Genomic DNA, 24,259 nt, shown 5'->3' with positions numbered 1-24,259 from the left:
TTAGAATGAAAGCAACTGGAATCGTACGTCGAATTGATGATTTAGGTAGGGTAGTAATCCCGAAGGAAATTCGTAGAACTTTACGTATTCGAGAAGGAGACCCATTAGAAATATTTGTTGATCGCGATGGAGAAGTGATTTTGAAGAAATATTCTCCGATTAGTGAACTAGGTGATTTTGCAAAAGAATATACGGAAGCTTTATACGATAGCTTAGGACATAATGTGCTTGTATGCGATCGTGATTCTATTATCGCGGTAGCAGGCATATCTAAAAAAGAATACTTAAATAAAAGCGTTGGCGATTTAATTGAGAAGACAATGGAAGATCGTAAGTCTGTAATTATGACGGATGAAAGCGAAATTTCAATTATTGATGGAGTAACAGAAAAAGTTAGTTCTTATACAATTGGCCCGATTGTTGCGAATGGGGATCCAATTGGAGCTGTTATTATCTTCTCTAAAGAGGCCATTATAAGTGAAGTAGAGCATAAGTCAGTAAATACAGCTGCGAGCTTTTTAGCGAAACAAATGGAGCAGTAAGGCCATATCGAATTTTAGAAGTAGCAATCTTTCCTAATTATGATATTTCTTCTTGAGAAATCAATTATTTGGAGATATATGTATATTGAAAAAAGGTAGCACTTTGCTACCTTTTTTCGTTGAACATTTCTAGCGTTGCACGAACGTATTATTACTCGTGTAGGTAAGGAAGCTTGTCCTTTTCTTTATGATATAATACGAGGGGTGAGAATAGAAAAAGGAGTTTTCTTGTATGGAATCGAAGAAGTATCAAGCCTTTTGGCGTGGGGCTATTATATTAACAATCGCAAGTTTTGTTACAAAGGTATTAAGCGCTTTTTACCGTATTCCATATCAAAATATAGCGGGTGATATTGGTTTTTATATTTACCAACAAATTTATCCGTTTTATGGATTTTGTTTAATTTTAGCTACTTATGGATTCCCCATTATAATTTCAAAAATGGTTGCGGAACGATTAGAGCGAGGGAAACAAAAAGAAGCAGAAGAAATTATTTGTGTATCTTTTTGGTTTTTATTAGGAATTGGTTTCATAGGCTTTTTTACATTGTTTTTTGGTGCCGAAGCAATTGCAACAGCTATGGGCGATACACACTTAGATAAGTTATTACGTGTTATTTCATTTTCATTCATATTGATGCCGTTTTTATCTGTAGCAAGAGGATATTTTCAGGGGTTCAATAATATGATGCCAACAGCTGTTTCGCAAGTGATAGAACAAACGATTCGTGTTTCTATTATTGTATTTTTATCACTATTCCTAATTGCTCACGGATTTGATTTATATACAGTCGGTGCAGGTGCTATGTTAGGTTCAATCGCAGGCGGACTGATTGGGATTATCGTACTTGTACTTTATATGCGTCATGACTTTCGTTCTATATTCTTCAAAAGTGTAAAGAGGATTAAGGGCAAAAAGAGGATCATTAAAATTCTGTTTTGGCAGGGTTTGGCGATTTGTGTTAGTAATTTAGTGCTTATTTTTATACAAATGGCTGATTCTGTTTCCTTCTATTCTTTACTTATTGGGGCAGGAGAGCCAGCTGAAAGTGCAAAGGTATTAAAAGGTGTATATGACAGAAGTATCCCGCTTATGCAATTAGGGACTGTCGTGACAACTTCTTTCTCGTTGTCGCTTATTCCAATCATTACAGCGGCGAAGGAAAGAGGAGATCTTTCCTTTATTCGAGAAAAGGTAAAGTTAGCAATGAAAATAACATTTGTTATTGGATTTGCAGCGGCCGTTGGATTAACTTGTATTATTCAGCCTACGAATATTATGCTGTTTGAAAATAGTGATGGGTCAGATGTTTTATCCATTTTATCTTTATCTATTTTATTTAGTTCATTGTCGATTACAACTGCTTCTATTTTGCAAGGGCTAGGACAAACATTAAAACCAGCAATATTCGTTATATTTGGGAGTTGTTTAAAGTTAGCTTTAAATTATATATTAATGCCGTATTTTGGTGTGAAGGGAGCTGCAATCGCAACACTAGTTGCGTTAATTGTAATTTCTGTGTTAAATAGTGCATTACTTATGCAAGCCGTATCTGAATCGCTCATCGATAAACGTAATATGTTAGGTGTAGTTATTAGTGGTATCGGTATGGGATTTGTATTAATAATGTTTATGCGTGTGATGCAAATGTCTGGATTAGTAATTGATACGGAACATAGAGGAATCGCGACAATTGAGGCATTGTTAGGTGTAGCTATCGGCGGATTGGCATATATGTTTTTAATTTTAAAATTACGTGTATTTACAAAAGCGGAAATAGGAACCGTTATGAAAAAAGAGAAAAAAGAAGGTTCTTTGAAGAAGAGTGGATAGAGGTGGCAGGTTGTGAGTGGAATCATTACTATTTTAGGATTAGGTGCTGGTGAGTTAGATCAGTTAACGATGGGTGTATATCGAAAAATAAAAGAAGCAGATCACATGTTTGTTAGAACGAAGGAACATCCCGTTATAGAAGAGTTGGAGAAAGAAGGTATACAATATACAGCCTTTGACAGTGTGTATGAAGCACATGATACGTTTGAAATTGTATATGAAACAATTGCGAATACATTGTTAGAACAAGCTGAAGGCACAGAAATCATCTATGCCGTGCCAGGGCATCCGCTTGTAGCGGAAAGAACGGTTCAGCTACTATTGGAAAAAGGCGAAGTAGCGAATGTTGAAGTGCGCATTGAAGGTGGACAAAGTTTCCTTGATCCTATGTTTGCAAGTCTAAAGATTGACCCGATTGAAGGATTCCAATTAATTGATGCTACATCATTTGAAAGAGGGCAATTAGAATTACGTCAACATTTAATCTTTTGCCAAGTATATGACGCATTCGTTGCATCTGATGTGAAATTAACATTAATGGAGATGCTGCCAGATGATTATGAAGTGTATATCGTAACAGCTGCAGGGACTTCATTTGAACAAGTTAAAAAGGTGCCGTTGTACATGTTAGATCATGAAACGGAATTAAATAATTTAACGAGTGTATATGTACCACCAGTTCAGGAACGTGCGTCCTTGTATCAACAGTTTGACGTGCTTAGAGAAATTATTGCAGACCTTCGTGGCCCGAATGGTTGTCCGTGGGATAAAAAGCAAACACATCAATCTTTAAAGAAGTATTTAATCGAGGAAGCTTATGAAGTATTGGAAGCAATTGATGAAGAGGATGATGATCACTTAGTAGAAGAACTGGGGGATGTATTATTACAAGTTATGCTGCATGCCCAAATCGGAGAGGATGAAGGCTGGTTCTCTATAGATGATATTATTCGAACTTTATCTGAGAAAATGGTTCGTCGCCATCCGCATGTATTTGGGAATACGGATGTAAATAGTGCCGATGAAGTACTTGCTAATTGGGAAGAAATTAAAAAACAAGAAAAAGGATTCGTAAAAGAATCTGTTTTAAATGGAGTTCCAAAAAGTTTGCCACAGTTACTACGCGCTTATGAAATCCAGAAAAAAGCTGGCAAGGTTGGTTTTGATTGGGTTGATGTACAACCGATGATAGAAAAAGCTTTAGAAGAATGGCAAGAGTTCCAGCAAGAAGTTACAAACATGGATGAGGCGAAGATGTTAGGTGAATTCGGCGACTTACTATTTGCATTTGTGAATATTGCTCGTCATTATAAAATAGATCCCGAAGAAGCGTTACATTCAACGAATGAGAAATTCGTCGGTCGTTTCTTATACATGGAGGCAAAAGTAGCTGAAATGAATAAAGAGATGCAAGATTTATCATTAGAGCAGTTAGATGTTTTATGGGAAGAGGCAAAACAAACAGAGCGTTAATAGGGGGATTTGATATGCGTCTAGATAAGTTTTTAAAAGTATCACGTTTAATTAAAAGAAGAACATTAGCGAAAGAAGTAGCTGATCAAGGAAGAATAGCAATTAATGGTCAAGTGGCAAAAGCGAGTTCGGATGTGAAAGTAGCTGATGAATTAACAATTCGTTTTGGTCAAAAAATAGTAACTGTAAAAATAAACGAATTGAAAGAAACGACTAAAAAAGAAGATGCAGCAAATATGTATAGCTTAGTTCGCGAAGAAAAAGTAAAGGCTGAAGAAGGCTTGTTCTAAAATCAATTATCCCTTCATACATTACTATTAGCTAGTATAAATGTATGGGGGGATTTACGTGAATAATGGTTACTCACCTATGTCTTCTAATCAACAAAATGTTTCTGTAGAGCATGATATTATTATGCGTGGCAGGCGTGTAATTGATATTACCGGTGTAAAGCAGGTAGAGAGTTTTGATAGCGAAGAGTTTTTGCTTGAGACTGTAATGGGCTTTTTAACAATTCGTGGTCAAAATTTGCAAATGAAAAATTTAGATGTGGAAAAAGGTGTTGTATCAATTAAAGGGAAAGTTCATGAGATGCTGTATATTGATGAGAATCAAGGGGAGAAAACTAAAGGATTCTTTAGTAAGTTGTTTAAATGAGTCTAACAATTCAGTTGTATACGATGCTCTCAATGATCGGAATGGGTGCTTGGGTTGGGGCATCTTTAGATACATACCAACGATTTTTAAATCGTCAGGAACGTAAACGTTGGCTTGTATTTATATATGATATACTATTTTGGATTGTCCAAGCATTATTCGTTTTTTACGTATTGCTTCTTGTAAATGAAGCTGAACTACGTATATATGTATTTTTGGCATTATTATGTGGTTTTGCGGCGTATCAAAGCTTATTGAAAGCAATATACATGAGATTGTTAAATTTTCTCATCTATATTTTTATGCAAACAACACACTTTTTTGTTCAAATTATAAAGCTACTCATGATAAAACCTGTTATTATTATAGCGCAGCTATTTATTGCATTTATATTATTCTTATTTCGTATACTGCTTTCAATTGGACATGTGTTATGGAAAATGGTGATTTGGATATTACTTTTCATATGGAAAGTTTTTTTCTGGCCTGTTCGATTTATTGCTTCGCTCATATGGAAACTTCTCCCTAATCGTGTTAAACTTTTTATAATGAAACATGTAGGGTTCCTGCAATATATAGCAAAATTAAAGGGACATATCTTCCAATTATGGGAGCGTATAAAAAAGAAGTTAGGGGGACCTCGGAAATGAGGGAACTGAGACAAAGAACAATCGAAAAACAGAGTCCAAATCCTGTTAAAGAGCATATAATACAAACGGATGAGAACAGGAAGCGACTTTATCGCCGTTTAGCGGTTTTTCTTGTCTTTGCTTTTACAATTATTGCGAGTATTAGTGTAACGTTTTATCAACAAAACAGTTCCATTAGAGCAAAAGAAGCAAAAGTTAAGGACATGAAAAAAGAACTGGATTCATTAACGAATAAAGAAAAGAGTCTAAAAGACGAAGTTCAAAAGTTAAATGATGAAGAGTACGTATTAAAGATTGCTAGAAGGGATTATTTCTTCTCTGGAAAAGGGGAGATAATTTTTCCTGTTTCTAAGTAGAGTATGTCTTATTGACACTATATTTTAGGATTATATATAATAAAGTAAAATTTGACTTTTTAACCACTAAGGAGGAGCATTTTTTTTATGTCAATCGAGGTAGGCAGCAAGTTACAGGGTAAAGTAACAGGTATTACAAATTTTGGGGCTTTTGTGGAGCTGCCAGAAGGCTTAACGGGTCTTGTTCATATTAGTGAAGTTGCTGATAATTATGTGAAAGATATTAACGATCACTTAAAAGTGGGCGACCAAGTAGAAGTAAAAGTTATTAACGTTGAAAAAGATGGCAAGATCGGTCTATCTATTAAAAAAGCGAAAGAGCGTGAAAAAACAGAAGGAGATCGTCCACGTGGTGAATACCAACGCGGTGGTGGCGATCAACAACGTTCTGGACGTCCACAACGTAATAATCGTTCTTTCAACAGAGATAACCGTGGCGGCGGTAACGAACGAGCTCCAAAAGAAACATTCGAGCAAAAGATGGCACGTTTCTTAAAGGATAGTGAAGATCGTTTAACTTCTTTAAAGCGTAACACAGAATCTAAACGTGGTGGCCGTGGCGCACGTCGCGGATAATAAGAACGTTTAATTCTTAGCATATAGAGAGGTACCCAGGGCGATTGCTCAGGGTGCTTTTTTATATGTGAAAATATATTTTTAAAAAAGTTTTCAAGATGTGTTGACTTTAAATTATATCTGAGGTAAGATACTAATTGTCCGTTAAATAAGACGACATGGCGGTGTAGCTCAGCTGGCTAGAGCGTACGGTTCATACCCGTGAGGTCGGGGGTTCGATCCCCTCCGCCGCTATATTTAATTTAACGGCCCGTTGGTCAAGTGGTTAAGACACCGCCCTTTCACGGCGGTAACACGGGTTCGAATCCCGTACGGGTCATCCTAAAAAGATCATGCAAATTTGCATGATCTTTTTTTGTTAAATAAATTAAGACATACAACACTTCTACAAAATCACCCTATATTTTCTGAATGTTCGATTAAAATATTAAGGATACATTACATACCGTGTATATATGTAGAGTTATTTCGAATAAAAAGTCGAACGATTATAAAAGTGAAAACTGTTGTTTTGACAAAAATCCCAATAATCATCTTTTATAATGACAGTAATTAAACTATGCAGGTGGTGTTAAAAATATGCCTAAAGCAGGAAGGAATACTATGAATACAAGTGCATTGGCAATGAATGAGAGTCAGCTTGGAGCAGGAAAGTGGACAAGTAAGTTGCGAATGAAGTTTGAACAAGTTTTCTTTAGATGGGGATTTATTATTGTTGTTATTGGTTTTCTTTTGGGACGAGCATATATATTAACAAACATTTTACCGTTTGCACTGCCGTTTTTTGCTGCTGTTTATGTTATGAAGCGGGATAAAATGCCGCTCGCGTTCTTGGCTCTAATGGGGGGCGCACTTTCAGTTTCGATAGATAATTTATTCTTTACCTTTGCATCTATTTTTACTTTCTTCATTTATAATATCTTCTTTAGTCGGTTTACACGTAAAACTGTCGGACTTGTTCCATTCCAAGTATTTATCTCCGCATTAACCGCACATTTAGTTGTCGTATATTTTGCGCAACAAACTGTTACCATGTACGATTTACTCGTTAGTACGATTGAGGCAGGGCTTAGCTTCGTATTAACTATGATATTTTTACAAAGTGTTCCGCTTTTAGTCGAACGAAAAGGTAAACAACAAGCGCTAGAGACAGAAGAAATTGTTTGTTTAATTATATTACTAGCATCTGTTTTAACAGGTACAACAGATTGGTTTGTATATGACGCTTCTATTCAACATATTTTTACTAGGTATTTAGTGCTCGTGTTTGCATTTATCGCGGGGGCGGCTACAGGATCTACAGTGGGGGTCGTCACTGGATTAATATTAAGTTTAGCGAATGTCTCTAGTTTGTCTCAACTTAGTCTGCTTGCTTTTTCTGGGTTGCTTGGTGGTTTGTTAAAAGAAGGAAAGCGTTTAGGTGTTAGTTTAGGTTTATTAATTGGGACGAGCTTGATTACGCTATATGTAGACAAACAAACAAACATTGTGACAACTTTAATTGAATCTGGTGTGGCGATTGCGTTCTTCTTATTAACACCGAAACTTGTTATGGATCGTATTGCTAAATTCATGCCAGGCACACAGGAACATTCGCAAGATCAACAACAGTATTTAAGAAGGATGCGTGATGTTACAGCGAATAAAATTAATCAATTTGCCAATGTATTTGCTGCTTTATCTAATAGCTTTTCTGTATATGGATATGTGGAGGAGGAAGATAAAGAGACGGAGGCAGACTTGTTCTTAAGCACAATTACTGCAAAAACATGTCAAACATGCTTTAAAAAGGACCAATGCTGGGTAGTTAATTTCGATAAAACGTACGACTATATGAAACAAATAATGAGTGAAACGGAAGAGGGGACGTTGCAGCATAATCGGAAGTTAGTCCGTGAATGGGACAAGCATTGTGTGAGAGGAAAGAAAGTGACGGATTTAGTAGCTGGTGAATTAGATCATTTCTATGAGGGACAGAAATTACGAAAGCAAATGAAAGAAAATCGTAGAATAGTAGCGGAGCAACTATTAGGTGTATCAAAAGTTATGGAGGATTTTGCTAAGGAGATACAAAGAGAACGAGAAAATCACCAAGTACAAGAAGAACAGATCTTGCAAGCGTTTCGTGATTTTGGTGTAGAAATAGAGCACGTTGATATTTATTGTTTAGATAGAGGAAGTATTGATATTGAAATGCTAATTCCGGTTGCATCTAATGAACATGGAGAGTGTGAAAAATTAGTTGCACCGATGCTTTCTGATATTCTAAAGGAAAATATAGTTGTTAAACATGAAGAAAAGTCTTCTTATCCGAACGGTCACAGCTTAATATCATTTGGTTCGGCAAAAACGTATTCTCTTGATACTGGGTTGGCTACAGCTGCAAAAGGCGGTGGGTTTGTTTCGGGTGATTCTTATGCGATGATGGATCTAAGTGTCGGTAAATATGCGCTTGCAATTAGTGATGGTATGGGAAATGGGCAAAGAGCTCATATGGAGAGTAAAGAAACGGTGAAATTATTACAAAAAATACTTCAATCAGGCATTGATGAGGAAATAGCGATTAAGTCTATCAATTCTATTCTTTCTTTAAGGACAACAGAAGAGATGTTTACGACGTTAGATTTAGCTATGGTAGATTTGCGGGATGCGAGCGCGAAGTTTTTAAAGATTGGGTCGACACCGAGTTTTGTTAAACGCGCAAATAATATTTTGAAAATTGAGGCAAGTAATTTACCGATGGGGATTATTGAGGATGTTGAAGTTGATGTAGTAGGTGAACAATTAAAAACGGGTGATATTCTTATTATGATGAGTGATGGGATTTTTGAGGGAGCGCAACATGTGGAGAATCATGAACTATGGATGAAACGAAAAATTAAAGAATTACAAACCGAAGATCCACAAGAAATTGCTGATATCATTATGGAAGAGGTGATTCGCTCCGGTGATGGTTATATAAATGACGATATGACTATTGTTGTGGCGAAAGTGAAGAAAAATATGCCGAAGTGGGCTACGATTCCAATTGTAGGAATGCAGGCACAATAAAGTGACACTTTAAGCATGATGTTTCGTTCTAAAAACCTAGGTGGATGCCTAGGTTTTTTTGCTTTAAAAGATAATGGTATTATTTTTGTGAATATGTACGGATGATGTAAGATAAAAATGTAATTTTTGTATATCTTTTTTTTGCACAATGTTTGTAAAAGTTGTACCATTATAAACAAGGTAACTAACGTTGCTGTTCTTGTTTAATGAAAGGTGATTACGAAGTTGAAAGATACATTTGTTGAAAAGGTAGATGACTTTGTAAAGCAGCATGATGTATTAAAGGAACATTCAACAATTGTTGTGGGGGTTTCTGGTGGTCCTGACTCTTTGGCTCTTCTATATTATTTGTTAGAAAAAAGAGCAGCAAAAAAGTTTGAAATTGTAGTGGCGCATGTGGATCATATGTTTAGAGGTGATGAATCTCATGAGGACCTACAGTTTGTGCAGGATCTTTGTAAGGGACTGGGAGTTATTTGCGAAACGATAAGGATTAATGTGTCGCAATATCAACAGCAATACGGGATGAATGCACAAGTTGCTGCTAGAGAATGCAGATATGCATTTTTGGAAAGAATAATGAAGAAATATGATGCGAGATATGTAGCTCTTGGACATCATGGTGATGACCAAGTAGAGACGATCTTAATGCGCCTTGTGCGAGGGAGTACTCCGAAAGGATATGCAGGCATTGCAGTGAAGCGTCCTTTTCATAATGGATATTTAATTAGGCCGTTACTTGGAGTAACGAAGGAAGAAATTGTTGATTACTGTAATAAGCTAAAAATAATTCCTCGTATAGATCCAAGTAATAAAAAGGAAGTATATACAAGGAATCGATTACGTAAATATGTCCTTCCGCATTTGAAAGAAGAAAATTCACAAGTGCATGAGAAATTCCAAAAATTTAGCATGCAGATGCAAGAGGATGAGGCGTATTTGCAGGAATTAGCTTTTGAGAAAATGAATAAAGTAATTACAAAAAAAAGTGATAAACAAATTAGCTTATCAATTCCTGCCTTTGAATCCATGTCTATGCCTTTACAAAGAAGAGGGATTCAACTAATATTAAACTATCTTTATGAATATAAGATTCCATCTTCTCTTTCCTCTATACATATTGACAAAGTGATTGAGTTTTTTAAGCGGACACAACCTTCGGGTTCACTTGATTTCCCAGGTGATTTAAAAATTGTTCGCGCATACGAGGAGTGCAACTTTGGATTTAAACAAGAAATTGTTTCTCCTTTTTTACAAGATTTATCAGTGCCCGGGACAATTACGCTATCGAACGGGGATAAGCTTGTAGCAGAGGTGAGCGAAGATATACCAAGTAACATGAATGAAACAGTATTTGTTGCTAAGTATAATGATATATCATATCCACTTCGTATTCGTTCTAGAGAAAATGGAGATCGTATGTCAATACAAGGTATGAATGGCACAAAAAAGATAAAAACTATTTTTATCGAAGCAAAAGTACCAAGAGAAAAAAGAGAAGAATGGCCGGTCGTTTGTGATGCAAGTGGGAATATTATTTGGATACCCTTGTTGAAGCGATCTGCATTTGCTATCTCGAAAGAGACAGCAAAGAAGGATAAATATATGATTATTCACTACAAAGCAAGGAGTCTTCCGGGAGGATAATGAAATGATGAATCAAGATATCGAAAAAGTATTAATTTCTGAAGAACAAATACAAGAAAAGGTGCTCGAATTAGGCGCAATTATTGCAGAGGATTATAAAAACACAGTACCTCTTGCAATCGGCGTATTAAAGGGTGCAATGCCATTCATGGCAGATTTATTAAAGAGAACAGATACATATCTTGAAATGGACTTTATGGCTGTATCTAGTTACGGTCACTCTACTGTTTCAACAGGCGAAGTGAAAATTTTAAAAGACCTTGATACTTCTGTAGAAGGTCGCGATATTTTAATTGTTGAAGATATTATTGATAGCGGTCTTACGCTAAGCTACTTAGTAGACCTATTTAAATATCGTAAAGCGAAATCTGTAAAAATTGTTACGTTATTAGATAAGCCAACAGGCCGCAAAGTAGATTTGAAAGCGGATTATGTTGGATTTACTGTACCGCATGAATTTGTTGTAGGGTATGGATTAGATTATAAAGAGCAGTACCGTAATCTTCCTTATGTAGGAGTATTAAAACCAAGCGTTTACTCAAATTAATTAAATACAGGCGTCACAATTGTATAGGAAATTTTTTCTATGTTACGATTTACTATAGTGTTTATGCCGTGAGAGGAGGTTAGGAATGAATCGTATCTTCCGTAATACCATCTTTTATTTACTGATATTCCTAGTAGTAATTGGAATCGTGAGCTATTTTAATGGTTCGACACAAAAAACGACATCAGTTAGCTACGATAAATTCATTACTAAACTAGAAAAAGGTGAAGTGCGTAATGTGCAACTTCAACCGAAAAATGGTGTATTTGAGGTAAAAGGACAATTTAACAACTCTAGCCAAGGAGAACAATTTGTTACTTATGCACCAAATACTGAGGAATTACAAAAGAAAATTAATGACAAAGCGCAAGGTGCTGAAGTTAAGTATCAACCAGCAGAAGAAACAAGTGCTTGGGTAACATTCTTTACTTCTATCATTCCGTTTGTTATTATCTTCATTTTATTCTTCTTCTTATTAAACCAAGCTCAGGGCGGCGGTAGCCGTGTTATGAACTTCGGGAAAAGTAAGGCGAAGTTATATAATGACGAAAAGAAAAAAGTTCGTTTCAGAGATGTTGCTGGAGCGGATGAAGAGAAACAAGAGCTTGTTGAGGTAGTTGAATTCTTGAAAGACCCTCGTAAGTTCGCTGAAGTTGGTGCCCGTATTCCGAAGGGTGTTCTATTAGTAGGACCTCCAGGTACAGGTAAAACTTTACTAGCACGTGCCGTTGCAGGTGAGGCAGGCGTTCCATTCTTCTCTATCAGTGGTTCTGATTTCGTAGAGATGTTCGTCGGTGTCGGTGCATCACGTGTACGTGATTTATTCGAAAATGCAAAGAAAAATGCTCCTTGTATCATTTTCATTGATGAAATTGATGCGGTAGGACGTCAACGTGGCGCAGGTCTTGGTGGTGGCCATGATGAGCGTGAGCAAACGTTGAACCAATTGCTTGTTGAAATGGATGGATTCGGTGCAAACGAAGGTATTATTATCATCGCTGCGACAAACCGTCCTGATATTCTTGACCCAGCGTTATTACGTCCAGGTCGTTTTGACCGTCAAATCACAGTCGATCGTCCAGATGTAAATGGTCGTGAAGCTGTACTGAAAGTACATGCTCGTAATAAACCGCTTGATGAGAATATCAACTTAAGAGCAATTGCAACTCGTACACCAGGATTCTCTGGTGCCGATCTTGAAAACTTATTAAACGAAGCTGCTTTAGTAGCTGCGCGTCAAGATAAGAAGAAAATTGATATGAGCGACATTGATGAAGCGACGGATCGTGTTATTGCAGGTCCGGCTAAGAAGAGTCGTGTTATCTCTGAAAAAGAACGTAATATCGTTGCTTTCCATGAAGCGGGCCACACTGTAATTGGTGTTGTTCTTGATGAAGCAGATGTCGTTCATAAAGTAACAATTGTCCCTCGTGGTCAAGCTGGTGGATATGCAGTAATGCTTCCGAAAGAAGATCGTTACTTCATGACAAAGCCAGAGTTACTTGATAAAATCACTGGTTTACTTGGTGGTCGAGTAGCTGAGGAGATTGTGTTTGGTGAAGTGAGTACAGGTGCTCACAACGACTTCCAACGTGCGACTGGCATTGCAAGACGTATGGTTACGGAATTCGGTATGAGTGATAAGCTTGGACCAATGCAATTTGGTAGCTCACAAGGTGGTCAAGTGTTCTTAGGAAGAGACTTCCATTCAGAACAAAACTACAGTGATGCAATTGCACATGAAATCGATGTGGAAATGCAAACGATTATGAAAGACTGTTATGCTCGTGCGAAAGAAATTCTTACTGAAAATCGTGATAAACTAGATCTTATTGCGAAAACGTTACTTGAAGTAGAAACGTTAGATGCAGAGCAAATCAATCATTTATGTGATTACGGCAGATTGCCAGAACGTCCAACATCTTCAGCTGATGTGAAAGTAAACATCAACATGAAGAAGGACGATGAAGAATCAGAAGATAAGTAAGAGATGAAGGAGTGACGATAGTCACTCCTTTTTTATTTGTGGAACGAAATGAAGTAGAAAAAGAATTTAAATAAATTTGGTATTAAAAATTGAAATAGAGCGTAATCTTTTTGTAAAATGATGAGGATAGAAAAGCTGATTATATAAGTATGTGTGATATGATGTTTTTATAAGTTTTATACATACTGAACAAATATAGATTAAATAAGATAAGTGGTGAGAATATGATTTTTGTATTGGATGTAGGGAACACAAATGCTGTGCTAGGCGTGTTTGAAGAGGGGGAACTTCGTCAACATTGGCGCATGGAAACAGATCGTCATAAGACAGAAGATGAATATGGAATGCTTGTAAAGCAGTTGCTTGAGCATGAAGGTCTTTCGTTTGAAGATGTGAAAGGTATTATCGTGTCTTCAGTCGTACCACCAATTATGTTTGCTTTAGAGCGCATGTGTGAAAAATATTTTAAAATTAAACCGCTTGTAGTAGGTCCTGGAATAAAAACGGGGCTAAATATTAAATATGAAAATCCACGTGAAGTAGGCGCGGACCGAATTGTAAATGCGGTGGCAGGAATCCACTTATATGGAAGTCCGCTTATTATTGTCGATTTCGGTACGGCTACTACATATTGTTATATTAACGAAGAAAAGCATTATATGGGTGGAGTTATTACGCCGGGAATTATGATTTCAGCAGAGGCTTTATATAGTAGAGCGGCAAAACTTCCTCGTATTGAAATTACAAAACCAAGCAGTGTTGTTGGAAAGAATACGGTAAGTGCGATGCAATCGGGTATTCTTTATGGTTATGTTGGACAAGTGGAAGGTATTGTTAAGCGTATGAAAGAGGAAGCTAAACAAGAACCGAAAGTTATTGCAACAGGTGGATTGGCGAAATTAATTTCAGAAGAATCGAATGTAATTGATGTTGTAGATCCATTTTTAACATTAAAAGGTTTGTATATGTTATACGAGCGTAATGCAAATTTACAGCATGAGAAAGGTGAATAAATGAGTATGAAAGATTATTTAGTAAAAGCGTTAGCGTTTGATGGAGAAGTGCGTGCATATAGTGTACGTACTACAAACACAGTAAGTGAGGCGCAAAGACGTCATGACACATGGAGAACAGCTTCAGCGGCACTTGGTCGTTCTTTAACTGCAGGTACAATGATGGGCGCAATGTTAAAAGGTGACCAAAAGTTAACGATTAAGGTAGAAGGTAATGGTCCGATTGGCCCCATCTTAGTAGATGCTCATGCGAATGGGGATGTACGTGGTTATGTAACGAATCCACATGTTGATTTTGAAGGAACGGAACAAGGGAAATTACGTGTATATCAAGCGGTAGGTACTGAAGGATTTGTAACAGTAATTAAAGATATTGGTATGCGTGAGCCGTTTATTGGTCAATCTCCAATTGTTTCAGGAGAATTAGGAGAAGACTTCACGTATTATTTTGCAGTTTCTGAGCAAACACCTTCTTCTGTAGGAGTTGGCGTTCTTGTAAATGGAGATGACAGCGTATTAGCGGCAGGTGGATTTATCCTTCAAATTATGCCAGGTGCACAGGAAGAAACAATTTCATTCATTGAAGATCGTTTGCAGAACATTCCTCCTGTATCAACGTTAATCGAACAAGGGCTTTCTCCAGAAGAGTTACTGTATGCAGTTCTTGGAGAAGATAAAGTAAAAGTATTAGAAACGATGGATGTTCAATTTAATTGCACATGTTCACGCGAACGTATTGAGAGTGTGTTAATTAGTTTAGGTAAAACAGAGTTAGAGCAAGTTCGTGCAGAAGAAGAAGAGACAGAAGTTCATTGTCATTTCTGTAATGAGCGATACAAGTTCTCTAAAGAAGATATTACAAATTTAATCGAGAGTTTGTAATAAGGATATTAAGGGGATTCTCCCCCTAAATAGATTGACAAACAGGGAATTTTCTGACAAAATCTAAATAAAGATAAAACCAATAAAAATACTCGGTGTTAGGAGTGACAGGAATGCGAGTGGCACAATCAGTTTCAGAATTAATCGGGAAAACGCCGATCGTTAAGTTGAACCGCATCGTAGAATCAGACAGCGCAGATATATACTTAAAATTAGAATTTATGAATCCAGGGAGCAGCGTTAAAGATCGTATTGCATTAGCTATGATTGAAGATGCTGAGAAAAAAGGATTATTAAAAGAAGGCGATACAATCATTGAACCAACAAGTGGTAACACAGGAATTGGTTTAGCGATGGTAGCGGCCGCTAAAGGATATAAGGCAATTTTAGTAATGCCAGAAACAATGAGTATTGAGCGTCGTAATTTATTACGTGCTTACGGTGCGGAATTAGTATTGACTCCAGGGCCTGAAGGAATGGGTGGAGCAATTCGTCAAGCGACTGAATTAGCAAAAGAGCATGGTTACTTTATACCGCAACAGTTCAAAAATCAATCGAATCCAGAAATTCATCGTTTAACAACAGGGCCAGAAATTGTTGAACAAATGGGCGATCAATTAGATGCGTTTATTGCAGGTATTGGCACAGGTGGAACGATTACTGGTGCTGGTGAAGTACTGAAGGAAGCGTATAAAGATATTAAAATTTATGCAGTAGAACCTGCGGATTCACCAGTATTATCTGGTGGGAAACCAGGTCCACATAAAATCCAAGGAATTGGGGCGGGATTCATCCCAGAGACATTGGATGTAGAAGTATATGATGAAATTGTTCAAGTGAAAACGGAGCAAGCATTTGAATATGCAAGAAGAGTGGCTAAAGAGGAAGGTATTTTAGTTGGTATCTCTTCTGGAGCGGTTATTTATGCGGCAACAGAAATTGCGAAAAAGTTAGGTAAAGGGAAAAAGGTACTTGTTATTATCCCAAGTAACGGTGAACGTTATTTAAGTACACCACTTTATCAATTTGAGTCTTAATTATATGTGATTGAAAAAGCATCCCTGAAAAAGGATGCTTTTTCTTTTTGGATTGGAAATAGGAAAAGAGTGAATGACTAGAAAACTTCATGTAAAATAAGAGATAGTATAATTAATTTATTTTCACTAGCCTTCGAGTATAACCGTTCTATATACATAATGAATGTAGTTTGTGGTGGTTACTTTAAGAGGGTGGGATAAAAGAAGACGGGGTGTTGATATGCAACGAAGAAAATCTTTAGCGCTTTCTATTCCATATCAGTTAGATTTCTTTAAGCAATATAAATTTCTTTCTAAGGATAAACCGCAACATATTTTGTTAGAAAGTGGACGTGGCGGTCGTTATAACATTGTGGGGTTGAACCCAGTAGCGGTAATCCGAGGGAAGGATGAAACGTTACATATAAGCGAAAGTGGTAAGGAAACAATAAAGCAAGGAAACCCATTAGATTTAATGCAGGAATATATGGAGCGATGGAAAACGGACTATAATCCAGAGTACCCGCCTTTTCAAGGTGGTGCGATTGGTTACTTTAGTTATGATTGCATTCGTTATATTGAAAAACTTCCTTCTCTTGCGGAGGATGACATTAATATACCTGATATATTCTTTTTATTATTTGATGATGTGTTTGTGTATGATCAAGAAGAGAAAGTATTATGGATTATTACACATTATGTAGATAAGCATGAAGAGGCAAAAGAGCGATTAAATGAGTGGAAGGTTCTTTGGGCGACAGAAGCGCCGGAAGTGACTATACCATTTGCATGCCCTGAAAAGAAAAGTGAAGCAGTTGCTTTTACAGAAGAAAGCTTTATGAAGGCGGTTGAATGTATTCAAGAATATATTGGTGCTGGTGATGTGTTCCAAGTGAACTTGTCGACGAGACAAGAAAGAACGTTACAAACACACCCGCTAGAAATTTATACAAGTCTTCGTGAAATTAATCCATCTCCATATATGGGTTACTTGGAGCTGGGAGATTTTCAAATTGTTAGTGGATCGCCGGAGTTGTTAATTAAGAAACAAGGAACCGAAGTAAGTACAAGACCAATTGCTGGAACGAGATCTAGAGGTGCGAATGAGCAAGAGGATGAAGCATTAGCCAGAGAATTAATTGAGAACGAAAAAGAAAGAGCAGAGCACGTCATGCTTGTAGATTTAGAACGAAATGATTTAGGACGTGTTTGTAAATATGGCACTGTAGAAGTAGATGAATTTATGGTAATCGAGAAATACTCACATGTAATGCATATTGTTTCTAATGTGCGTGGTGAGGTGGATGTAGATAAAGATGCTTTTGATTTAGTGAAGGCTGTATTCCCTGGGGGAACAATTACTGGTGCCCCGAAAATACGTACGATGGAAATTATTGAAGAATTAGAACCTGTTCGCAGAGGGATTTATACAGGTTCAATCGGTTGGATCGGTTATTCTGGAGATACAGAATTGAATATTGTAATTAGAACACTTCTTGCTAAAGATGGAAAGGCTCATGTACAAGCAGGAGCGGGAATTGTAATTGATTCAAATCCGGAAAATGAATATAAAGAGTCGTTAAAAAAGGCGATTGCTTTATGGCGTGCAAAAGAACGTAGTGAAGAAACGGTTAGGTGAGAGAAATGATATTAATGATTGATAATTATGATTCTTTTACATTTAATTTAGTGCAGTTTCTTGGAGAACTCGGACAAGAGCTTGTTGTTAAACGTAACGATGAAGTGGCTATTTCAGATATTGAGAATATGAAACCAGACTTTTTAATGATTTCACCAGGTCCGTGTAGTCCGAATGAAGCAGGTATTAGTATGGAGGTTATTCAATACTTTGCTGGGAAGATTCCGATTTTTGGGGTTTGTCTTGGGCATCAATCCATTGCACAAGTGTTCGGTGGAGAGGTTGTTCGTGCTGAGCGCTTAATGCATGGAAAAACATCGCTTATGCATCATGACGGAAAGACGATTTTTTCGGATATTCCTAATCCGTTTACTGCAACGCGCTATCATTCCCTTATCGTTAAGAAAGAGACGTTACCTGATTGCTTAGAGGTAACATCTTGGACGGAAGAAGGGGAAATTATGGCGCTCCGTCATAAAACGTTACCGATTGAAGGTGTACAGTTCCATCCGGAATCGATTATGACTTCCCACGGGAAAGAGTTGTTGCAGAATTTCATTCGTAAATACAGTCCAAGTGTGACATCATGTTAATTTACGTAAATGGTGAGTATGTAGAAGCAAATGAAGCAAGAATTTCTCCTTATGACCATGGTTATTTATATGGCCTTGGAGTTTTTGAGACATTTCGTATTTATAATGGTCATCCTTTCTTATTGGATGATCATTATGATCGTTTAATAGATGCGCTGAATACATTGCAAATTAAATGGACAATGACGAAAGATGAAGTGTTGCTTATTTTGAAGAACCTACTCGTTAAGAATGAATTAGAGCATGCGTATGTCCGTTTTAATGTATCGGCGGGTATAGATGAAATTGGATTGCAAACGGAAATGTATGAAGAGCCGTCTGTTATTGTTTTTATAAAACCTTTAGCAGCCCCGGGAGATGTAGTGGAAAAAGAAGGGGTTGTTTTAAAGCAAGTGCGAAATACACCAGAAGGTGCATCCCGCTTGAAGTCTCATCATTATTTAAATAATATTTTAGGGAAACGTGAAATTGGAAACGTTGTGAATAAGGAAGGTATTTTCCTTACTGAAACAGGTTATGTTGCAGAGGGTATTGTTTCGAATCTTTTTTTCGTAAAAGGTAGTATTTTATATACACCTTCGTTAAAAACGGGGATTTTAAATGGTATCACTCGTGCGTTTATTATAAAGGTTGCTGCAGAGTTAGGGATAGAAGTAAAGGAAGGTTTCTTTACAAAAGATGAATTACTTTCAGCTGATGAAGTTTTCGTAACAAACTCGATTCAAGAAATTGTTCCACTTTATCATGTAGAGGGACGAGATTTCCCGGGTAAAGTAGGTATGGTTACAAAAAGGTTTATGAGTCTTTATGAAATGCAGAGAGAGAAATTGTGGAGCAGAAATGAATTGTGAAGAGGAGATGTGTAGTTTGAAGTGGGATTATGATTTGCGCTGCGGCGAATATACATTGAACTTAAATGAAAAAACCTTAATTATGGGGATTTTAAATGTAACACCAGATTCGTTTTCTGATGGTGGGAGTTACAACGAGGTAGAGGCTGCGGTGCGACATGCGAAAGAAATGCGAGATGAAGGTGCTCATATTATTGATATCGGCGGTGAATCTACTCGACCGGGTTTTGCTAAAGTATCAGTGGAAGAAGAAATCAAGCGAGTCGTTCCGATGATTCAGGCTGTTTCACAAGAAGTGAAATTACCTATTTCTATCGACACGTATAAAGCTGAAGTTGCAAAACAGGCAATAGAGGCGGGTGCTCATATTATTAATGATATTTGGGGAGCGAAGGCGGAACCAAAAATCGCTGAAGTTGCAGCTCATTACGATGTACCTATTATTTTAATGCATAATCGCGATAACATGAATTACCGCAATTTAATGGCTGATATGGTTGCTGATTTATATGACAGTATTAAAATTGCTAAAGATGCGGGTGTGCGAGATGAGAATATCATTTTAGACCCAGGCATCGGTTTTGCTAAAACACCTGAACAAAATTTAGAAGCGATGCGTAATTTAGAACAGTTAAACGTGCTAGGTTACCCAGTGCTGTTAGGTACTTCAAGAAAGTCCTTTATTGGGCATGTGCTAGATTTACCGGTAGAGGAACGTCTTGAGGGAACGGGAGCTACCGTTTGTCTCGGTATTGAAAAGGGCTGTGAGTTTGTTCGTGTTCATGATGTGAAGGAAATGTCACGTATGGCTAAGATGATGGATGCGATGATTGGTAAGGGGGTAAAGTAATTGGATAAAATCTATGTTCATGATATGGAGTTTTACGGTTATCATGGTGTATTCCCAGAGGAAAATAAATTGGGTCAGAGATTTAAAGTGGACTTAACGGTGGAATTGGATTTGAAGCAGGCGGGAGAAAGTGATGACTTAGAGTATTCTGTCAATTATGGAGAACTTTTCGAATTATGTAGAAAAGTTGTTGAAGATAGAACGTATAAGCTGGTGGAGAGTATCGCTGAAAATATTGCTGCAGATATATTGAAACAATATGAGAGTATTTGCCGTTGTACAATTAAAGTAATTAAACCAGATCCGCCGATACCGGGGCATTATCGTGCTGTAGCAGTGGAAATTATGAGAGAACGTCCATGAATAATATAGCTTACATTGCATTAGGCTCAAATATCGGAGAACGTCACACGTATTTAACTGAAGCGATTCAGTTTTTAAATAAAAACCCGTATATCGAAGTTAACGATGTTTCATCTGTATATGAAACAGAACCAGTTGGCTATACTGACCAAAGTTGCTTTTTAAATTTAGTTGTAAAAATTTCTACCAATTTATCACCGCAAGAGTTATTGAAAGTTACGCAAAGAGTAGAGAATGATTTAGGAAGAAAAAGGGAAATTAGGTGGGGTCCGAGGACCATCGACCTTGACATTTTGCTATATAATCAAGAAAATATTGAGGCAGAGAATCTTATTGTTCCGCATCCGCGGATGTTCGAAAGAGCTTTTGTTATCGTTCCGTTGTTAGAGATTAATCAAGATATTAAACAAAACATTTCACGTTCACAAGTAGAAGAAATGAAAAGGCGAGAGGGAGTAACGGTATGGAAGCAGAAAAATGGGGAAGACGCATTCGTGCTTTTCGAAAGCTAAAAGGCTACACGCAAGAAGGTTTTGCGAAAGAGTTAGGGGTATCTGTATCTGTTTTAGGTGAAGTTGAGAGAGGGAATCGATCGCCTTCCCAAGATTTTGTAGTGGAAGTTGCTAAGGCATTGAAGGTTTCGGTGGAGGAATTAATGCCAAAGTGACTATGAAGGAAGGAGTAAGTCGAGTGTTAAAAATCGCAAATATTGAGATGAAAAACCCGGTTGTATTAGCACCGATGGCGGGAGTGTGTAATTCTGCATTCCGTTTGACAGTAAAAGAATTTGGTGCAGGCCTAGTTTGTGCTGAAATGGTAAGTGATAAAGCGATATTGCTTAATAACAAAAGAACATTAGATATGTTATATATTGATGAAAGAGAAAAGCCATTAAGTTTACAAATTTTCGGCGGAGAAAAAGAAACGCTTGTAGATGCTGCGAAATATGTAGATAAATATACGACAGCAGACATTATTGATATTAATATGGGGTGCCCAGTACCGAAAATCATTAAGTGTGATGCGGGAGCAAAGTGGCTTTTAGACCCGAATAAAATATATGAAATGGTAGCAGCAGTTGTAGATGCTGTTGAAAAGCCGGTTACAGTTAAGATGCGTATTGGTTGGGATGCAGATCATATTTTTGCAATTGAGAATGCGAAAGCTGTTGAGCGTGCTGGCGGACAAGCGGTGGCGGTTCATGGGCGTACACGAGTACAAATGTATGAAGGGAAAGCAGATTGGGATATTATTAAACAAGTAAAGCAAGCTGTAAATATCCCGGTTATCGGAAATGGTGATGTCGAAACGCCACAAGATGCAAAGCGAATGCTTGATGAAATTGGTGTAGATGGTGTTATGATTGGTCGCGCTGCCCTTGGGGACCCGTGGATGATTTATCGTACGGTAAAGTATTTAGAGACAGGTGAATTAATGCCGGAACCGACAGTGCGTGAGAAAATTGACGTGTGTATGTTGCATCTGGATCGTCTTATCGATTTAAAGAACGAAAATGTCGCTGTAAGAGAGATGAGAAAGCATGCAGCTTGGTATTTAAAGGGTGTTCGAGGTAATGCAACTGTACGTAATGGTATCAATGCTTGTAATACGCGTGAAGACCTTGCGAATGTATTAGGTGCATTTGTAGAAGAAGTAGAAGCGAAACAACAAACAATTCACGTTGGTTAATAATAGATAGGGAAGATTGACATTCTTCTATACACTTCCTATAATTACGTGAAAGAAAGAAGAACTGCCAGCTAGTTGCTGGCAGTTTTTCTAGTTGAGTAGAAAATGCTATACTGTATATATTGTAAAAATTAATAGAGCTGGAGTGATATCAATACCATGGATAACATGAACCACGAAGAATTAAACGACCAATTGCTTGTTCGTCGTGAAAAGTTACATAACTTACGTGAGCAAGGAATCGATCCGTTCGGTAAACGATTTGAACGTACAAATGCAACAAATGACTTATTAAGCTTATATGGAGAGTTCTCTAAAGAAGAATTAGAAGAGAAAGAAATCTCTGTTTCTATCGCTGGTCGTATTATGACAAAACGCGGTAAAGGAAAAGCTGGATTTGCACATATTCAAGATTTACATGGACAAGTTCAAATTTATGTTCGTAAAGATGCTGTTGGAGATGAAGAGTACGAATTATTTAAAACAGCAGATTTAGGCGACTTAGTAGGTATTGAAGGTAAAGTATTCAAAACAAACGTTGGAGAACTTTCAGTGAAAGCAACGGGCTTTACACTATTAACGAAATCTCTTCGTCCATTACCGGATAAATATCATGGGTTAAAAGATGTTGAACAACGCTACCGTCAACGTTACTTAGATTTAATTACAAGTATGGAAAGTCGTGAAACATTCGTTACTCGTAGTAAGATCATTCGTGAAATGAGAAGATACTTAGATGACAATGGTTACCTTGAAGTGGAAACACCTATGATGCATGCAATTGCAGGTGGAGCTTCTGCGCGTCCTTTCATTACGCACCATAATGCGTTAGATATGGAATTATACATGCGTATCGCAATTGAACTTCATTTAAAACGCCTTATTGTGGGTGGATTAGAAAAAGTTTATGAAATCGGTCGTGTATTCCGTAATGAGGGTGTATCAACTCGCCATAACCCAGAGTTTACAATGATTGAATTATATGAGGCGTATGCTGATTATAAAGATATTATGAAACTAACAGAAAATATGGTTGCTCATATTGCGAAGCAAGTACTAGGTACAACAACAATCCAATATGGTGATTATGAAATTAATCTAGAGCCAGAATGGACACGTCTTCATATGGTGGATGCGATTAAAGAACACTCTGGAGCTGATTTTTGGAATCCAATGAGTGTAGAAGAAGCGCGTGAACTTGCAAAAGAACATAATGTAGGTATTAAGGATACGATGGAAGTTGGTCATATTATAAATGAATTCTTCGAACAAAAAGTAGAAGATAAATTAATCCAACCAACGTTTATTTACGGTCATCCGGTAGAAATTTCGCCACTTGCGAAAAAGAATGACGAAGATCCACGATTCACAGATCGTTTCGAATTATTTATCGTTGCACGTGAACATGCAAATGCATTCACTGAGCTAAATGATCCGATTGATCAAAAAGAACGTTTTGAAGCGCAACTAAAAGAGCGCGAACAAGGTAATGATGAAGCCCACATGATGGATGATGATTATATTGAAGCTCTTGAGTACGGTATGCCTCCTACAGGTGGACTAGGAATTGGTATTGATCGTCTTGTTATGCTATTAACGAATGCACCATCTATTCGTGATGTATTATTATTCCCTGCTATGCGTCATAAACAAGACTAAGCTTTGGAGATTTCTCCAAAGCTTTTTTTATTTGAGTAAGAGTTACGTGGGGATAGTAGTTCTTGAGGGTGCAAGAAATTATATTTATATAGAAGAAATGTGCTGTTTTTATACTTTTTTACTAAGTTAAAAATTTTATTAGAAAAACTATTGCATTTTAATAATCAAACTGGTATATTTATATTCGTTGCCACGAAAGGTAACAAGCAAAACAAACGAAAAACAACTTATTGAAAAAAGTTGTTGACGAAAATATAACGAAATGTTATATTAATAAAGTCGCTTCTGAGCGACAGACAAGTTCTTTGAAAACTGAACGAAACAAACAACGTGAAACGTCAATTTTTATTTTTAGATGCTAGACAAACTAACTTTATTGGAGAG

General features: G+C 37.1%; 23 protein-coding genes, 2 tRNA genes and 1 pseudogene. All 26 read left to right on the top strand.

Annotation, left to right across the window (positions count from 1 at the left end; all coding sequences use genetic code 11):
* The first annotated feature begins 5 nt into the window (after positions 1-5).
* The 26 genes and pseudogenes from spoVT to lysS all read left to right on the top strand — a co-directional run bounded on the left by spoVT (position 6) and on the right by lysS (position 23,875).
* Positions 6-542, top strand: coding sequence for a stage V sporulation protein T (gene spoVT / locus MR115_RS27335; protein WP_000648309.1), 537 nt, complete (start codon positions 6-8; stop codon positions 540-542).
* Positions 543-774: 232 nt separating this feature from the next.
* On the top strand, positions 775-2,376 hold the full coding sequence (locus tag MR115_RS27330) for a putative polysaccharide biosynthesis protein (RefSeq protein WP_242243395.1): 1,602 nt from the start codon (positions 775-777) through the stop codon (positions 2,374-2,376).
* A gap of 12 nt (positions 2,377-2,388) precedes the next feature.
* Entirely contained in the window at positions 2,389-3,849 is a 1,461-nt protein-coding gene (gene yabN, locus MR115_RS27325) for a bifunctional methyltransferase/pyrophosphohydrolase YabN (protein ID WP_242243394.1), read from the top strand.
* 14 nt (positions 3,850-3,863) lie between these two features.
* Complete coding sequence (locus tag MR115_RS27320) at positions 3,864-4,139, top strand: RNA-binding S4 domain-containing protein (protein ID WP_001234875.1); 276 nt, start codon at positions 3,864-3,866, stop codon at positions 4,137-4,139.
* Between the two features lie 58 nt (positions 4,140-4,197).
* A complete protein-coding gene (yabP, locus tag MR115_RS27315; RefSeq protein ID WP_001059101.1) occupies positions 4,198-4,506 on the top strand; it encodes a sporulation protein YabP in 309 nt (102 codons plus the stop codon).
* Positions 4,503-5,156, top strand: coding sequence for a spore cortex biosynthesis protein YabQ (yabQ, locus tag MR115_RS27310; protein ID WP_061678910.1), 654 nt, complete (start codon positions 4,503-4,505; stop codon positions 5,154-5,156). The genes yabP and yabQ overlap by 4 nt, the downstream gene beginning before the upstream one ends.
* Positions 5,153-5,512: a cell division protein DivIC gene (divIC, locus tag MR115_RS27305; RefSeq protein WP_001208737.1), complete on the top strand. Its 360-nt coding sequence runs from the start codon at positions 5,153-5,155 to the stop codon at positions 5,510-5,512. Before yabQ ends, divIC begins: the two co-directional genes overlap by 4 nt.
* Before the next feature lie 87 nt (positions 5,513-5,599).
* Positions 5,600-6,088: a S1 domain-containing RNA-binding protein gene (locus MR115_RS27300; RefSeq protein ID WP_061678909.1), complete on the top strand. Its 489-nt coding sequence runs from the start codon at positions 5,600-5,602 to the stop codon at positions 6,086-6,088.
* A gap of 160 nt (positions 6,089-6,248) precedes the next feature.
* Positions 6,249-6,322: transfer RNA gene (locus MR115_RS27295), tRNA-Met, on the top strand.
* A gap of 13 nt (positions 6,323-6,335) precedes the next feature.
* Positions 6,336-6,407: transfer RNA gene (locus MR115_RS27290), tRNA-Glu, on the top strand.
* A gap of 260 nt (positions 6,408-6,667) precedes the next feature.
* Positions 6,668-9,139: a stage II sporulation protein E gene (gene spoIIE / locus MR115_RS27285; protein WP_242243393.1), complete on the top strand. Its 2,472-nt coding sequence runs from the start codon at positions 6,668-6,670 to the stop codon at positions 9,137-9,139.
* A gap of 225 nt (positions 9,140-9,364) precedes the next feature.
* Positions 9,365-10,794 (top strand): annotated as a pseudogene (gene tilS, locus MR115_RS27280) (tRNA lysidine(34) synthetase TilS).
* Positions 10,791-11,333, top strand: coding sequence for a hypoxanthine phosphoribosyltransferase (gene hpt / locus MR115_RS27275; RefSeq protein ID WP_000981838.1), 543 nt, complete (start codon positions 10,791-10,793; stop codon positions 11,331-11,333). The pseudogene tilS and the gene hpt overlap by 4 nt, the downstream one beginning before the upstream one ends.
* Positions 11,334-11,418: 85 nt before the next feature.
* Positions 11,419-13,320: an ATP-dependent zinc metalloprotease FtsH gene (gene ftsH, locus MR115_RS27270; RefSeq protein ID WP_001079662.1), complete on the top strand. Its 1,902-nt coding sequence runs from the start codon at positions 11,419-11,421 to the stop codon at positions 13,318-13,320.
* A gap of 224 nt (positions 13,321-13,544) precedes the next feature.
* Positions 13,545-14,333: a type III pantothenate kinase gene (locus MR115_RS27265; protein ID WP_000578367.1), complete on the top strand. Its 789-nt coding sequence runs from the start codon at positions 13,545-13,547 to the stop codon at positions 14,331-14,333.
* 6 nt (positions 14,334-14,339) lie between these two features.
* Entirely contained in the window at positions 14,340-15,215 is an 876-nt protein-coding gene (gene hslO / locus MR115_RS27260) for a redox-regulated molecular chaperone HslO (protein WP_061678927.1), read from the top strand.
* A 113-nt stretch (positions 15,216-15,328) separates the two neighbouring features.
* A complete protein-coding gene (cysK, locus tag MR115_RS27255) occupies positions 15,329-16,252 on the top strand; it encodes a cysteine synthase A (protein WP_001261702.1) in 924 nt (307 codons plus the stop codon).
* A gap of 220 nt (positions 16,253-16,472) precedes the next feature.
* Positions 16,473-17,870: an aminodeoxychorismate synthase component I gene (gene pabB / locus MR115_RS27250; protein ID WP_242243392.1), complete on the top strand. Its 1,398-nt coding sequence runs from the start codon at positions 16,473-16,475 to the stop codon at positions 17,868-17,870.
* A 5-nt stretch (positions 17,871-17,875) separates the two neighbouring features.
* Positions 17,876-18,463 carry an aminodeoxychorismate/anthranilate synthase component II gene (gene pabA, locus MR115_RS27245; RefSeq protein ID WP_242243391.1) on the top strand — a complete coding sequence of 196 codons (588 nt, stop codon included), beginning with the start codon at positions 17,876-17,878 and terminating at the stop codon, positions 18,461-18,463.
* Positions 18,457-19,314, top strand: a complete 858-nt coding sequence (gene pabC, locus MR115_RS27240; protein WP_098596936.1) for an aminodeoxychorismate lyase — start codon at positions 18,457-18,459, stop codon at positions 19,312-19,314. Before pabA ends, pabC begins: the two co-directional genes overlap by 7 nt.
* Positions 19,304-20,164 (top strand): dihydropteroate synthase, encoded by an 861-nt coding sequence (gene folP / locus MR115_RS27235; RefSeq protein ID WP_242243389.1) that lies wholly within the window; start codon positions 19,304-19,306, stop codon positions 20,162-20,164. The genes pabC and folP overlap by 11 nt, the downstream gene beginning before the upstream one ends.
* Positions 20,165-20,527, top strand: coding sequence for a dihydroneopterin aldolase (gene folB, locus MR115_RS27230; RefSeq protein WP_242243387.1), 363 nt, complete (start codon positions 20,165-20,167; stop codon positions 20,525-20,527). It abuts the gene before it with no gap.
* Entirely contained in the window at positions 20,524-21,039 is a 516-nt protein-coding gene (gene folK, locus MR115_RS27225) for a 2-amino-4-hydroxy-6-hydroxymethyldihydropteridine diphosphokinase (protein WP_242243386.1), read from the top strand. Before folB ends, folK begins: the two co-directional genes overlap by 4 nt.
* Positions 20,991-21,194: a helix-turn-helix domain-containing protein gene (locus tag MR115_RS27220; protein ID WP_000387029.1), complete on the top strand. Its 204-nt coding sequence runs from the start codon at positions 20,991-20,993 to the stop codon at positions 21,192-21,194. The genes folK and MR115_RS27220 overlap by 49 nt, the downstream gene beginning before the upstream one ends.
* Before the next feature lie 23 nt (positions 21,195-21,217).
* On the top strand, positions 21,218-22,216 hold the full coding sequence (dusB, locus tag MR115_RS27215) for a tRNA dihydrouridine synthase DusB (RefSeq protein WP_000912237.1): 999 nt from the start codon (positions 21,218-21,220) through the stop codon (positions 22,214-22,216).
* 159 nt (positions 22,217-22,375) lie between these two features.
* Positions 22,376-23,875: a lysine--tRNA ligase gene (lysS, locus tag MR115_RS27210; RefSeq protein WP_000369672.1), complete on the top strand. Its 1,500-nt coding sequence runs from the start codon at positions 22,376-22,378 to the stop codon at positions 23,873-23,875.
* Positions 23,876-24,259: the final 384 nt, after the last annotated feature.

It is taken from the genome of Bacillus cereus group sp. BfR-BA-01309, from assembly GCF_022664315.1.
Taxonomy (GTDB): domain Bacteria; phylum Bacillota; class Bacilli; order Bacillales; family Bacillaceae_G; genus Bacillus_A; species Bacillus_A mobilis.
This window is presented reverse-complemented; position numbering and strand designations above follow the sequence as displayed.